At 62.0% G+C, this 13470-nt stretch carries 12 protein-coding genes; 2 read left to right on the forward strand and 10 right to left on the reverse strand.

Translation table 11 applies throughout. The features are described 5' to 3' along the window. The coding region (locus KHO23_RS00005) for a transposase (RefSeq protein WP_211608559.1) at positions 1-367 on the forward strand (367 nt) is incomplete at its 5' end. 321 nt (positions 368-688) lie between these two features. On the opposite strand, the gene KHO23_RS00010 is transcribed toward KHO23_RS00005, so the two are convergent. The 8 genes from KHO23_RS00010 to KHO23_RS00045 all read right to left on the reverse strand — a co-directional run bounded on the left by KHO23_RS00010 (position 689) and on the right by KHO23_RS00045 (position 9358). Then, complete coding sequence (locus KHO23_RS00010; protein ID WP_211608560.1) at positions 689-1981, reverse strand: dienelactone hydrolase family protein; 1293 nt, start codon at positions 1979-1981, stop codon at positions 689-691. 595 nt (positions 1982-2576) lie between these two features. After that, positions 2577-3026, reverse strand: coding sequence for a YchJ family protein (locus KHO23_RS00015; RefSeq protein WP_211608561.1), 450 nt, complete (start codon positions 3024-3026; stop codon positions 2577-2579). Between the two features lie 7 nt (positions 3027-3033). Next, a complete protein-coding gene (locus tag KHO23_RS00020) occupies positions 3034-4164 on the reverse strand; it encodes an acyl-CoA dehydrogenase family protein (RefSeq protein WP_211608562.1) in 1131 nt (376 codons plus the stop codon). A 36-nt stretch (positions 4165-4200) separates the two neighbouring features. Then, positions 4201-4878 (reverse strand): SDR family oxidoreductase, encoded by a 678-nt coding sequence (locus KHO23_RS00025; RefSeq protein WP_211608563.1) that lies wholly within the window; start codon positions 4876-4878, stop codon positions 4201-4203. A gap of 39 nt (positions 4879-4917) precedes the next feature. Next, a complete protein-coding gene (locus tag KHO23_RS00030) occupies positions 4918-6111 on the reverse strand; it encodes an acetyl-CoA C-acetyltransferase (RefSeq protein ID WP_236066680.1) in 1194 nt (397 codons plus the stop codon). Then, entirely contained in the window at positions 6104-6895 is a 792-nt protein-coding gene (can, locus tag KHO23_RS00035) for a carbonate dehydratase (protein WP_211609798.1), read from the reverse strand. Before can ends, KHO23_RS00030 begins: the two co-directional genes overlap by 8 nt. Before the next feature lie 103 nt (positions 6896-6998). Continuing rightward, on the reverse strand, positions 6999-8828 hold the full coding sequence (gene aceK / locus KHO23_RS00040) for a bifunctional isocitrate dehydrogenase kinase/phosphatase (protein ID WP_211608565.1): 1830 nt from the start codon (positions 8826-8828) through the stop codon (positions 6999-7001). Between the two features lie 122 nt (positions 8829-8950). Further along, positions 8951-9358, reverse strand: coding sequence for a MerR family transcriptional regulator (locus KHO23_RS00045; protein ID WP_120297453.1), 408 nt, complete (start codon positions 9356-9358; stop codon positions 8951-8953). A gap of 188 nt (positions 9359-9546) precedes the next feature. Here KHO23_RS00045 and KHO23_RS00050 point away from each other — a divergent pair, with 188 nt between their 5' ends. Then, complete coding sequence (locus tag KHO23_RS00050; protein WP_211608566.1) at positions 9547-10617, forward strand: MBL fold metallo-hydrolase; 1071 nt, start codon at positions 9547-9549, stop codon at positions 10615-10617. A 98-nt stretch (positions 10618-10715) separates the two neighbouring features. Here KHO23_RS00050 and KHO23_RS00055 read toward each other — a convergent pair whose 3' ends face one another. Further along, positions 10716-12302, reverse strand: coding sequence for an ABC transporter substrate-binding protein (locus tag KHO23_RS00055; RefSeq protein ID WP_211608567.1), 1587 nt, complete (start codon positions 12300-12302; stop codon positions 10716-10718). Between the two features lie 333 nt (positions 12303-12635). Then, a complete protein-coding gene (locus KHO23_RS00060) occupies positions 12636-13469 on the reverse strand; it encodes a helical backbone metal receptor (protein ID WP_211608568.1) in 834 nt (277 codons plus the stop codon). Position 13470 lies beyond the last annotated feature (1 nt).

Raw genomic sequence — 13470 nt, forward strand, 5'->3', positions numbered from 1 at the left:
GCTGCGCTCGGTGCCCGGCATCGGCCCCGGCGCTGCGGCCACGCTGATCGCCTTCATGCCCCAGCTCGGCTCGCTGAACCGCCGCGAGATCGCCGCACTCACCGGCGTCGCCCCGTTCAATTGCGACAGCGGCAAGCATGTCGGCAAGCGTCGCGTTCAGGGCGGTCGCGCCATCGTGCGGCGCGCGCTTTACATGGCCTGCATACCGGCGCTGCGCTTCAATCCGACCATCAGGGCCTTCTATGACCGCCTGCGCAAGGCTGGCAAACCGTTCAAGGTGGCCATGACCGCGTGCATTCGCAAGCTCATCGTTACACTCAACGCTATGGTCCACAACTCGACACCCTGGAGTCCATCGGCTGACTGACTTCCAGCATGGTTGAGCCGCCTGTGGTGCGCTAACCCAGGCACTCGCGCCCTCCATGCCAATCCTCGTGCAGGTTGCTCAATCGTGCCGGTCGCGAGGACGACTCATGCGCGCAAAATGCTCCCTGCCTCTGACACTTGCTACCTTGAGCACCTGTTCGCCGCTTGACTTCCAATACGGTTGCTTTTCTTTGCGGCAGGCAAAGAAAAGTAGGTGCTGCCCCGCACAGGGGCGACGCTAATAAACCGATAAGAATTCAAGAAGAGGCCAACGCCACAGGCATACAGAAGCACAAGCGCCGAGCAGGCAAAAACCCAAACCTCAATTCCGACTAGCAATAGCCCGCCGATCATCGGCCGAGCCCGCTGAGGAAGAATCCGCCGTCTGCGAAGACCCCGAGACCCCCGAAGCCCCATCCCCCCAAACAACGGAGTTATTAACCGCATACAACCGGCAAGGCGCCGAACTCTGCTTCTGGCAATTAGCAATAGCCACCGACATCGGATTATCGCCACCCTCGGCCCACGACCACGCGCCCGTGTCCGACACAGCAAAAGCCCGGCTAGGATACTGATGCAGGAAATTACGATACCCATTACGGCCAGCTTCGTCGACAAACGGCACAGAGTCGACCGCATCGACAGCAGCAAATCCAGTTGGCTTCGGCAACGAAGGATCCGAAACCCGATACTGCAAGGCAGTCGGCATCCCTACCCGAGCGAGGAAAGCCTCGACCGCGGGCCACCACACATGCACGCCATCGCGATCGCCCACGAGCCGGTGCGCGTCATTCTTGTAGTTGCCGAAATCCACCATCTTCGCGCTCGCGCCGTGCGCGGCGAACGCAGCATACATGCCGGCCACCAGCGGCGCCGTCCACACGGAATCGTTATCGCCATACAACCACAGCGAGGGCACCTTCGTTTTCTCGCCATACGCGCCGAATGCGCGCGTCAGGTTGCCCTGCCAGTCGGCACACGCGTCCTGCCGCAAACCGCCCGAGAAATTGATCAAGGCCCGCACACCCTTTGTCGCCTCGGGACCGTAAGCCATCGTTGCCAGGCCGCCGTGCGAAGTGCCGGCCACCACAATGTGCGCCGCATCCACGTACGGCTGCTTCGACATGTAATCGATCGTCGCGGCCACGTCGCCGGCCTGGCTGACACCATTGCGTTCGACGTCGCACCCTTCCTGCTGATAAGTGCCGCCCGAACGGCCGAAGCCCTGGCGGTTCGGCGCCACCACGACGTATCCGCGGCGCACGAATTCGCGCGCGAACGGCAGCGGGTCGCTGCGCTCCTGCGCGCGCGGGTCGCCAGGAATCTTGCCGTGGTTGAACACAATCATCGGAAACGGACCCGCGCCGTCCGGCTTGTAGATCGTCGTTTCGAGCGTGACCGTGCCGGCAGCGTCGACCGGCACGCGGATGATCTGTTCGTTGAGGCCAGCGGTGGGCAGATAGACGTCGTCGTCAAGGGCAATGCGCGGCACGTGCGCGCGGGTGAGAGGCCCTGCCTGGGTGTCGGCGAGCGGCTCGGCATGCGCGAACGCGACGACGCACATCGCCGTCGCACACGTCACCGCACACTTCGTCAGAACCTTGCTCAACACCATTGACGCACCTGCCTCAAAAACCTGCCCTGAACACCGTGTTGCCTTGTCAGTCGAATGCCGTTGCTGACAACTGCCTTTCATCGGCGTTTTCGACAAACAAAAACTCACTCGCGTACGTAGTGCGCGAGGCGCACGCACGCTAATCGAGATCGCACGGGATGAACCCAAACGGCCGACGCGACCCCACGCGCCGATGATGAGCGCCACACATGCTGCCCGGAACCGCCGTCGAACCCTTACTGGAGGGCTATCGGCAGGGCGCCTGCGCATTTTGCGGAATCGGTATGGACCTGTTCTCGCAATGTGACGTCACAAACCTACGGCCTCATCCTGGCACGACAATTTTGTTTTGTGCAATAAAGGAGAACCCGAAACGAAACAATTGCCGCGTGCGGATCTGCGTGCGTTTTCCCCCCGAGAGGCCGCAAAGCGCCCCTTGGACGGTGCCTGGCTGCGCGAAGTAATTTGTCGCAATACGCGCGCTGTGGCGTCGAGCCAACACGAAAAAAAAGCCCTCGTTTGAGGGCCATATGTGATCGCAGCGCGATCTGCGTCGTTGGGTCGGTGGGTCGTGTAAGACTGTGGAAGGTAAGGTCTATTCGCTCACGTCACCGTCGATATAGCGCCAGCATCCGTCTTCCCCGCGAACGAAACGGCTCAGTTCGTGCAGCCGGTGGGCGCGCCCGCCCACCTTGTATCGTGCGACGAATTCGACAGTCGCATGGTCGGCGCCGGTCTCAGCGAAAGCCTTGATCTGCAGTCCGAGCCAACGCGGCGGGTCGGGGGCGGCAGGGTCGGCGTCGAGATCCGCGGGGCAGGTGTGCGGCGCCCAGGTCGCACGCAAATAATCCGTTGCGCCCACAACATATGCGCTGTAACGCGAGCGCATGAGTTCGAGCGCCCGTGGCGCGATTTCGCCGCCATCGATATAGCGGCCGCAACATTGCGCGAAGCGGGGCGGTTTGGCGCCGCTGCGCTGATCGGGCGCAGCGCCGCCGCATGGGCAGTCGGAGGGTCGTTGCGTTGACAACAATGGCTTATTCATCAGACGTTCAGGCAAGACCGCGGGCGATCAAAATTTTCTGGATGTCGCTGGTGCCTTCGTATATCTGGCACACGCGGACATCCCGGTAGATACGCTCGACGGGGAAGTCGCTCAGATAGCCGTAGCCACCGTGAATCTGCAAGGCCGCCGAGCAGATGCGTTCGGCGGCTTCCGAAGCGAACAGCTTGGCCATCGCGGCCTCGGTCAGGCAGGGCTGCCCGGCGTCCTTCAGCGAGGCCGCGTGCCAGATCAACTGGCGCGCGGCTTCGAGTTGGGTCGCCATGTCGGCGAGGCGGAACTGCACGGCCTGGTGCGAAAACAGCGGCTGGCCGAAGCTCTCGCGCTCCTTCGCGTAGCCCAGCGCCGCCTCGAACGCGGCGCGCGCCATGCCGACGCTCTGCGCCGCGATACCGATGCGCCCGCCTTCGAGCCCCGATAGCGCAATCCGATAACCTTCGCCTTCCGCGCCGATCAGATTCGCGGCCGGCACGCGGCAATCTTCAAAAATAATCTGCGCCGTGTCCGACGAATGCTGGCCGAGCTTTTCTTCGACTCGCGCGACGACGTACCCCTTCGTGTCGGTCGGCACGATGAACGCGCTGATGCCGCGCTTGCCTGCCGCCTTGTCCGTCACGGCCATGACGATCGCGACGTTACCGTTCTTGCCGCTCGTGATGAACTGCTTGACGCCGTTCAACACGTAGCTGTCGCCATCGCGCGTCGCGGTGGTGCGCAGCGCGGATGCGTCGGAGCCCGCTTGCGGTTCGGTCAGGCAAAACGCGCCGAGCATTTCGCCGCGTGCGAGCGGCGTGAGCCAGTCGCGCTTCTGCGCGTCGTTGCCATAGGTCAGCAGAATGCTGCATACCGGGCAGTTGTTGACGGAGATCGCGGTCGAGGTGCCGCCGTCGCCTGCCGCGATTTCTTCGAGAATCAGCGCGAGCGCCAGCGCGTCCAGGCCGGCGCCACCGTACGCTTCGGGCACCAGCACGCCATAGGCGCCGAGTTCGGCGAGCTGGCGGTGCACGTCCTTCGGAAAGGTGCGCTCGCGATCCCATTGCGCCGCGTGCGGGGTGACCGCGTCACGGACGAAGGTGCGCACCGCGTCGCGGACCATCAGGTGGTCCTGATCAAGCACCATGGCGTGGTCTCCTCGTTAGTCTCCTCATGTATCGCCTCACCAGTCGAGCGCTGTGCCGTCGTATTGATAGAAACGGCCGTTGAATGCCTCGCGCGCCGCCGCTGCCTGCGCGAGCACTTCACGCATGCCGGTTACGCTGCGTGCCGGATCGATCGCCGCTTGCGCGCCACCCATGTCGGTGCGCACCCAGCCAGGATGCAGCGAAATACACGTTGCGCGCGTGGTATCCAGCGAGGCGATTTTCAGCGCGTCGTTGAGCGCCGCCTTACTCGCCCGATACAGCCAGCCGGTCGTGCCGCTTGCGTCGCCGATGCTACCCATCTTGCTCGAAATCACCGCGAACACACCGCCGGCTTCTTCGACGAGCGGCAGCAGGATCGGCATCAACTGCATCGGGCCGCGCACGTTGGTGTGCATGACCTGGTCGAAGTCGTCGGCCGTGATCGTTTCGATGTCCTCAGTGCGCGGGCCGTACACGCCCGACACCAGCACCGCCGCGTCGAGCCGTTCGCCGTCGAGCTTCCAGCCGAGCGCGGTGATTTCTTCGGGCGCGGTGACGTCGAGTGAGAAGGTCTCCGCGCCAAGCGCTTTCAGCGCGCCGAGCGCGGCGTCGTCGCGCGCGGTGGCGAGCACGCGCCAGCCGCTTTTCTTGTACTGCCGCACAAACTCCTGGCCGATGCCGCGCGATGCACCGACGATCAACACTGTCTTCATTGAGTCACCTCACGCTCTCAAGTGCCTGGAAACAGCATGTCAAACCAGCTCGATGCCCATCGCGGTCGCTTCGCCACCGCCGATGCACAGCGTCGCAACGCCGCGCTTCAGGCCGCGGTTTTTCAACGCGCCGATCAGCGTGACGAGAATCCGCGCGCCTGATGCACCGATCGGATGGCCGAGTGCACACGCGCCGCCATTCACGTTGACCTTGTCATGCGGCAGATGATGTTCTTTCATCGCGGCCATCGTGACCACCGCGAATGCCTCGTTGACCTCGTACAGATCCACTTCGTCGGCGCGCCAGCCGTTCTTCTCGAACAGCTTGCGAATCGCACCGACCGGCGCGGTGGTGAACTTCGCCGGTTCCTGAGCGAAAGTGGAGTGACCGACCACGCGGGCAAGCGGTTCGACACCGAGACGCTTCGCGGTCGATTCACGCATCATCACGAGCGCCGCGGCGCCGTCCGAAATCGACGACGAGTTCGCCGCCGTCACCGTGCCGGTTTTGCTGAACGCGGGCTTGAGCGTCGGGATCTTGTCGAGGTTCGCTTTGAACGGCTGCTCGTCGTGATCGATGGTTACGTCGCCCTTGCGGCTTTCCACCTTCACCGGCGCGATTTCCCATGCGAACGAGCCGTCTTCGTTCGCGCGCTTCGCACGATTCAGGGACTCGACGGCGAACGCATCCTGTGCTTCGCGAGTGAAGTCGAACGAGGCCGCGCATTCCTCGGCGAAGGTGCCCATCAAACGGCCTTTTTCGTAGGCGTCTTCGAGACCGTCGTAGAACATGTGGTCGATCACCTGGCCGTGGCCCATGCGCATGCCGTTACGCGCTTTGGGCAGCAGGTACGGTGCGTTCGTCATGCTTTCCATGCCGCCCGCGACGATCACGTCGACCGAACCCGCAGCCAGCATGTCATGCGCGAACATCGCCGCGCGCATGCCGGAGCCGCACATCTTGTTGACCGTGGTGCTGCCGGTACTCAACGGCAAGCCGGCGCCGAGCGCAGCCTGACGCGCGGGCGCCTGGCCGAGGCCGGCGGGCAGCACGCAACCCATGACCACTTCGTCGATCTGCTCGGGTTTCAACCCGGCGCGTTGCACGGCGGCTTCGATGGCGACCGAACCCAACTGCGGTGCGGTCAGCGAAGCGAAATCGCCCTGAAATGCCGCCATCGGCGTGCGGGCCACACCGACGATCACGATCGGATCAGCTTTTGTCTCACTCATGCGTGTCTCCTTCATGTTTCAGTTCCTTGACCACACCTTCGACGATGGCCGGCACGTCGCCGAGCTGGGCCGCATCGGCGGCGACCATGTCATTGTCCGCTTTGTACGCGCCACCGGCCGATACCGCCGCGATGCAGCGCTTATAGGCTGCATCGAGTGCCGCCGGGTCGCCAATGGTCATGCCGAGGCTGCGCACCTTGCCGTCGTGCACGCCGTAAACCCAGCCGTGCACGGTCAGTTCCTGGCCGCGTGCCCACGCGTCGTTGACGATGGTGGTCCGGCATACGTTCATGACCTGCTCGATCGCATTCAGTTCGACCAGACGCCGATGGCGCGCCTCACCGAGCGGCCACTCTTCGATCAACGCGGCGTGCTTGGTGCGCACGTCCTGCACGTGATGCAGCCAGTTGTCCGCGAGACCCACGCGCCGGCCGTGCAGCGCCGCGCCGACACCCGAGCAGCCATAGTGACCCACCACCATGATGTGCTTGACCTTCAGCAGATCGACGGCGAACTGGATCACCGAGAGACAGTTCAGATCCGTATGCACCACCACGTTGGCGATATTTCTGTGCACGAACACTTCGCCCGGCGGCAGGCCGATGATCTGATTGGCCGGCACACGTGAATCGGAACAGCCGATCCACAGATATTCAGGGGTTTGCTGGTGCGCGAGGCGCGAGAAGTACTCCGGATCTTCGGACAGCTTGCGGGCCACCCACGCGTCGTTATTGTCGAACAGATGAGCCAGCGGATTCGCAGCGGGAGAAGCGTTCGTATTCATGGTGAGTCTGGGCGGTTGCTCGACCGATTGACCGGTCGATGTCGTTACATAGGGTTCGGACGATGCATTCAACGATGCGGGCAGCGCTTGAGGCGCTTGAGATTCAAGCCGCTCGTACGGTGCGTCCATCTGCTGGGTTTTCCGATAGTCCGGACGTCGCGTCGGCGAATCGTTCCGGGTAGCGGATGCAGAAGCGCACGCTGCTGTCGTACGGGAAAAAGTCGGGCAGTTCGCCTTTCAATAGATGATCCTTGTGCCGTTGCCATAGCGCCGGATCGAAGAAGTCCGCGTGATGCTGCATGAAGGACCGGCGCACGCGTGGGTCGCCGAGCAAAAACGTGCCGTATGTCTCCGGGAAAATGTCGTGCGGACCGACCGGGTACCACGGCTCGTCCGACATTTCGTCTTCCTCGTTACGAGGCGCGGGCACCGCGCGCACGTTGCATTCAGTCAGGTATTCGATTTCATCGTAGTCGTAGAACACGACGCGGCCATGACGCGTCACGCCGAAGTTCTTGTATAGCATGTCGCCAGGGAAGATGTTCGCCTGCATCAATTCCTTGATCGCGTTGCCGTATTCCTTGATGCCGTGATCGATGTCCTCGTCATTGCCATTTTGCAGGAAGAGATTGAGCGGCACCATCCGGCGTTCGATGTACATGTGGCGGATCACGAGGTTGTCGCCGTCGTGTTCGATCAACGACGGCACTTCCTTTTCGAGTTCGCGCACCAGTGCTTCGTCGAGCCGCGAAACGGGCAGCGCCACGCTCGAATACTCGAGCGTGTCGGCCATGCGGCCCAGGCGGTCATGCCGTTTGACGAGCTGATACTTCCCCTTGATCTGCTCGCGCGTGGTTTCCTTCGGCGGTGGGAAGTGGTCTCTGATCAGCTTGAACACGTACGGAAACGACGGCAGCGTGAACACCAGCATCACGAGCCCCTTGATGCCGGGCGCGATGATGAACTGATCGCTCGAATGCTTCAGATGGTGCAGCAGATCGCGATAGAACAGATTCTTGCCCTGCTTCTGCAAACCGACCGACGTATAGATTTCCGCCTTCGGTTTGCCCTGCATGATCGTGCCGAGAAATTCGACGTAAGCGGAGGGCACTTCCATGTCCACCAGGAAATACGAATGCGAGAAGCTGAAGATGATCAGCAACTGATCGCGTTTGAGCAGCACCGTATCGAGCGCGAGCACGCCCGGTCTCACATGACGTAACGGCACGGCGAACGGTAACAGCAGATCGCCGTTAATGATCCGTCCAACGATATACGCCGACTTGTTCCGAAAGAACAGCGACGACAGCACGTGAATCTGGAAGTTCGGCGCTTCGTCGAACACGCCGAACGCGTCGTGGATCGCTTGCATCACGCACGCGACGTCACGCGTCAGGTCCTCAAACGGCGGCTCCAGCTGGAAATTCGTGACGATGCGTTCGAGCGTCGCGGCAAGACCGTCCTTGCCGGGGTAATACGCACGATAGGTCGGCTTCGCCGCCGGCTCGTCGTTCTCGATGTATTCGGTCGAGATCGCCGGGCGCACGAAAATGAAGTCGTTGTTGAAATACGAGCGGTGCAGGATCTTGCAGCACACCGAATTGAAGAACGTCTCCGCGCACTCGGGCTGGCGGTGAGTGGTCAGGAGACCGATGTAGTGCAGCTTGATCTGCTGCCACACTTCGTCGTCGATATTTTCGGCGTCGTATTCGTCTTCGAGCAATTCGACGCATTCCTCGACGCGGTCATCGTACGAGGTAATGCGCTCTCGCGCCAGCGTTTGCAGGCCATGCCAGTCGCCCGCTTCGAAGAGCGTTTTGGCATGGATCGCGGCGTCGCGGAAAATCCGGTAGTGCCGATCGAATCCTTCGAGCATCGTCTGCGCGACGTCAAAGCCGATCTGTGACGACAACAGTTTGGGGAAGTGATTCATGTCGACCGTGCATTCGTCCCATGTCGTGAAGTCACCCGCGATTGTATCGTCCGGGTGGGCCCTCGCCGCATTGCGCCGCGCTCCGCGTCTCTTTCGACGCCTCTTTCCGTGCCTCTTTCCGCTCAGGCAGACCGGGTTTCTTCGCGTGCACCGCTCTCCAGCAACGCGCGCGCCTGGGATTCGTATTGCGCGAGGTCTTCGAGCGTCGCGTTCAGATCCTCCAGTTGACGTTCGAGCACGTCGCGATGGCGCGCCACCGTGGCAAGAAAGGCGTGCAATTGCGGCACGGTGTCGGTAGGCGACTCGTAGACGTCGAGCAGATCGCGGATTTCCGACAGCGTAAAGCCGAGCCGCTTGCCGCGCAGCGTGAGCTTCAGACGGGTTCGGTCGCGGCCTGAATAGACGCGCCGCAAGCCGCTCGAACCCTCGCGGCTGGGTGAGAGTAAACCCTGGTCTTCGTAAAAACGGATTGCCCGCGGCGTGACGTCGAATTCCCGTGCGAGCTCGGTGATCGTGTATTGCGTGTTCATCGGGGCGTCCCGTAACCGGGCATAAAATCGGATTGAACGATAGAATCGACGTTTACGTTATCGTCAACTTGATCGAAACGCAACTACGGCGCAATACGGCACGGGTATGTCCCGACCGGGCCGCAACCACGCTATCCGGCATCGCATACCTCGCCATGCCGGACGGCCGACGGAGGAAGACAACCGCAATGAATGCACTCGAACATCAACTCGACTACCCGTTCAACGACACCTTGCCCGAAGCGGGCCATGCGATGGAAGTCGCACCCGGCGTGTTCTGGCTGCGCATGCCGCTGCCGTTCGCGCTCGACCACATCAATCTGTGGCTGCTACGCGATGAAATCGACGGTCAGCAAGGGTGGACGGTAGTCGACTGCGGTATTACGTCGGACACGATCAAGGAGAACTGGGAGAAAGTGTTCGACTCCGTGCTCGACGGCCTCCCGGTGCTGCGCGTGATCGTCACGCATTGCCATCCGGACCACATCGGCCTCGCGCACTGGATCTGCACCGGTGGCGACAAAAAGCGCTGGGACGTGCGGTTGTGGATGACGCTCGGCGAATACATGCAGGCACGCGTGATGGCGGCCGGCGACGGTTCGAATGCGGGCGGCGAGGGCGCGGCGCGGCACTTTGCGCGGCATGGTCTGAACGATCAGGCGTCGCTCGAGAAACTGCGTAATCGCACGAGCTACTACTCGAGCCTCGTGCCGGCGATTCCCGGTCAATACCGCCGCCTGCGCGAGGCGGATGGCGTGAAGATCGGCGGCAAAACGTGGCGGGTGGTGACCGGCTTCGGCCATTCGCCGGAGCACTGCGCGTTGCTTTGCGACGAGACCGGCACGCTGATTTCCGGCGACATGGTGCTGCCGCGCATTTCGACGAACGTTTCGGTGTTCGACATGGAACCGGAAAGCACGCCGCTCGCGCTGTATCTGGAATCGCTCGGCCGCTATGAGACGATGCCCGAAGACACGCTCGTGCTGCCGTCGCATGGCAAGCCGTTTCGCGGCGTGCGTACGCGTATCAGGCAATTGCGTGAGCATCATGACGCGCGTCTGGCTGAAGTGCGCGAGGCCTGTGCGGAGAAGCCGCAGAGCGCCGCGGATATCGTGCCGCTGATGTTCAAGCGCCAACTCGACATCCATCAGATGACGTTCGCAATGGGCGAGGCGTTGGCGCACTTGCATCTGCTGTGGCTGGCCGGTGAGTTGAAGCGCACACAGGATACGGATGGGGTGATCCGGTTCTCGGCCTGATCGATTCGATAGGTTGAACCGTCAATAGAAAAAGCCCGATTGCTTTCGCAATCGGGCTTTTTTCTTCATGCGGCGTGGCAGAAAGTTATTGCAGCGCCTTACTGCACCGCCACCGTCCCAAAGTTCTGCCGTCCGAACGGACTCACGCGATAGCCGCTCACGCTGGTACGCGTGATGGCCGCTGCCGTCGGGTAACCCAGCGGAATCCATAGCGCCTGATCGTGGATGATCTGCTGCGCCTGTTCATACGCCTTCGCGCGTTTGGCCTGGTCGGGCGTTGTTTTGCCGTCGGCGATCAGTTTGTCCAGATCCTGATCGCAGAAGCGCGCGAAATTGATGCCTGACTTGACTGCATTGCAACTGAAGAGCGGCGACAGATAGTTGTCCGGATCGCCGTTGTCGCCGGCCCAGCCCATGAACAGCGTGTCATGCTGACCAAGCTTTGCCTGCTTGATCAACTCGCCCCATTCGATCACCTTCACATCCGCCTTCACGCCGATCTTGGCGAAGTCGGCTTGCAGCAACTCGGCGCCGGCCTTCGGATTCGGGTTCAGCACGCTGCCGTTCGGACGCACCCAGATCGTCGTTTCGAAGCCGTTCGGATAGCCCGCGTCGGCGAGCAGTTTTTTCGCTTTCACGGGATCGTACGGCCATGCCTTGACGGCCTTGTCGTAGCTCCACGTGTTCGGCGGATACGGATTGACGGCCGGGGTCGCGGTGTTGTCGAAGATCGCCTTCAGATAGGTGGTGCGGTCGAACGCCATGTTCAGGGCGGCGCGCACCTTCTGGTTGTCGAGCGGCTTCTTCTGCGTATTCAGCGCGACGAAGGCGGTCATGAAGGCCGGTGTCTGCACGATGGCGAGCGACGTGTCGCCCTTCGCTTCGGCGAGATCCTGCGGCTTCGGCGACAGCGCGATCTGACATTCGCCCGCTTTCACCTTTTGCGCGCGCACCGTGGCGTCCGGCGTGATCGCGTAGATCAGGCGGTCGATCTTCGGTTTCGCGCCCCAATACGTCGGGTTCACGTCGTAGCGGATCACCGCGTCTTTGGTGTAGCTCTTCAATACGAACGGACCGGTGCCGATCGGCTTCGAATTCAGATCGACCTGTTTGCCGGCCTTGAGCAACTGGTCGGCGTATTCAGCCGAATAGATCGAGGCGAAACCCATCGTCAGGATCGACACGAAGGTCGCGTCCGGTGCGTTCAGTTCGAACTTGACGGTGTTGTCGTCAACCTTGCTGACCGACTTGATGAGTTTCGGCAAGCCCATCGACTGCGCATGCGGAAAACCGCTCGCGCCTGCCACCTTGTGCCAGGGATTGCTGTCGTCGAGCATGCGGTCGAACGTGAAGACGACGTCATCGGCATTCAGCGGCCGGGTGGGCTTGAAGTAGTCGGTGGTCTGGAACTGCACGTTCGGGCGCAGATGGAACGTGTAGGTGAGGCCGTCGGCGCTCACGTCCCACTTGTCGGCGAGCGACGGCACGACTTTCTTCGCGGCCTCGTCGTACGAGACCAGCGAATTGAAGATCACATCGGCCGACGCATTGGTCGTGACGAGCGAATTGAACTGCACGACATCGAAGCCGTCGGGGCTCGACTCGGTACAGACGGTCAGCGGTTTGGCGAGCACGAGCGCGGGCGCCGTGAACAGTACGGCGGCTGCGAGCAGTTTGAAGCGCATAGGATCTCCCATAACAAGCGCAGTCAGGCAGTGCGTCTGGTTGTGTTTATGTTCCGGTGACGGGGGACGGCCGGCGACGGGCGACCCACCCTCTTTATTCTGATACGTTTCCGGCGCTGGCGCATGGCCTAAGTGTGGCAGCCCGTGCGCTGTTCGGCCTTCGCGAAAGCTTATCGAAGGGTGGTTGCGACGACAACAACTTAATCCGCATATCCATATGGACGGCGAGAATCGGTGCGCAAGCACGTGGCCTCGCGCGGTGGCTTTGCCGGGAGTGGGCTCCAGGCGGCGTTAGCCGGCGAGGTGGCCTTGGTTCTGCGCTACCGCTCATGCTCACGACGCGGCTGCGCGCCCAAGCAGGTAGGCAATGCCGTCAATCGCGCGCACGCCGTACCACGACACCAGTTCGCCATCGATCAACTCGATGCGCTTGCCGGCGAGACGCGGATCGCGCTTCAGCGCGTCGCAGTGCGTTTGTGTGAAGCGATACGGTTCACTGGAGAGCAGGATACGGTCGACGCCTTCGAGCCACGGCGCATGGTCGAAATCGAGCCTGGGATAGCGCGCGGCACCGGACGCTCCGCCTTTTACATCCGGTAGCGTCTGCCAGTTCACGAGCCTCAGCATCGCGGCGATGTACGTATCACGCGCAACGGTCATCCATGGTTCGCGCCAGATCAGGTAGAGCACGTTTTGCTTGGGAAACGCCCGCGAGGCGGCCTCGTGCAGACGCGCTTCGAGCGCTTCACTCAAGCGCTGCGCTTCCTGCTCGCGGTTGAAGATTACGCCCAGCAGCGCGTACAGCGAGAGATTGTCCTGCGGCGTCTGCGGATGGGTGACGACGATATGTGGCACGAACGCGCGCAACAACTCGACGGTGTCGCGCTCGTTTTCGTCGATATTGACGATCAGATGAGTGGGCCGCAAGGCACGAATCGCGTCAACATTCACGGCTTTGGTGCCGCCGACCTTGCGCACCTGCCGCACCTGTTCACGCGGATGCACGCAAAAACCAGTGCGCCCGACGATCTGCCTGTCGAGCCCCAAAGCGAACAGCAATTCGGTGATGCTCGGCACGAGCGAGACGATGCGGGCATGGGCGCCCGACGCATGGGCATCCCATGTTTCGTGCGCGACGCCGGCTGCATCGACCGCACGCGGCTGCATG

This window comes from Paraburkholderia haematera, from assembly GCF_905220975.1.
Lineage (GTDB): Bacteria > Pseudomonadota > Gammaproteobacteria > Burkholderiales > Burkholderiaceae > Paraburkholderia > Paraburkholderia haematera.

Coding starts and splice junctions, on each gene's coding strand:
- KHO23_RS00010 (WP_211608560.1), bottom strand. CDS start 1,981: ATGGTGTTGAGCAAGGTTCTGACGAAGTGTGCGGTGACGTGTGCGACG.
- KHO23_RS00015 (WP_211608561.1), bottom strand. CDS start 3,026: ATGAATAAGCCATTGTTGTCAACGCAACGACCCTCCGACTGCCCATGC.
- KHO23_RS00020 (WP_211608562.1), bottom strand. CDS start 4,164: ATGGTGCTTGATCAGGACCACCTGATGGTCCGCGACGCGGTGCGCACC.
- KHO23_RS00025 (WP_211608563.1), bottom strand. CDS start 4,878: ATGAAGACAGTGTTGATCGTCGGTGCATCGCGCGGCATCGGCCAGGAG.
- KHO23_RS00030 (WP_236066680.1), bottom strand. CDS start 6,111: ATGAGTGAGACAAAAGCTGATCCGATCGTGATCGTCGGTGTGGCCCGC.
- can (WP_211609798.1), bottom strand. CDS start 6,895: ATGAATACGAACGCTTCTCCCGCTGCGAATCCGCTGGCTCATCTGTTC.
- aceK (WP_211608565.1), bottom strand. CDS start 8,828: ATGAATCACTTCCCCAAACTGTTGTCGTCACAGATCGGCTTTGACGTC.
- KHO23_RS00045 (WP_120297453.1), bottom strand. CDS start 9,358: ATGAACACGCAATACACGATCACCGAGCTCGCACGGGAATTCGACGTC.
- KHO23_RS00050 (WP_211608566.1), top strand. CDS start 9,547: ATGAATGCACTCGAACATCAACTCGACTACCCGTTCAACGACACCTTG.
- KHO23_RS00055 (WP_211608567.1), bottom strand. CDS start 12,302: ATGCGCTTCAAACTGCTCGCAGCCGCCGTACTGTTCACGGCGCCCGCG.
- KHO23_RS00060 (WP_211608568.1), bottom strand. CDS start 13,469: ATGCAGCCGCGTGCGGTCGATGCAGCCGGCGTCGCGCACGAAACATGG.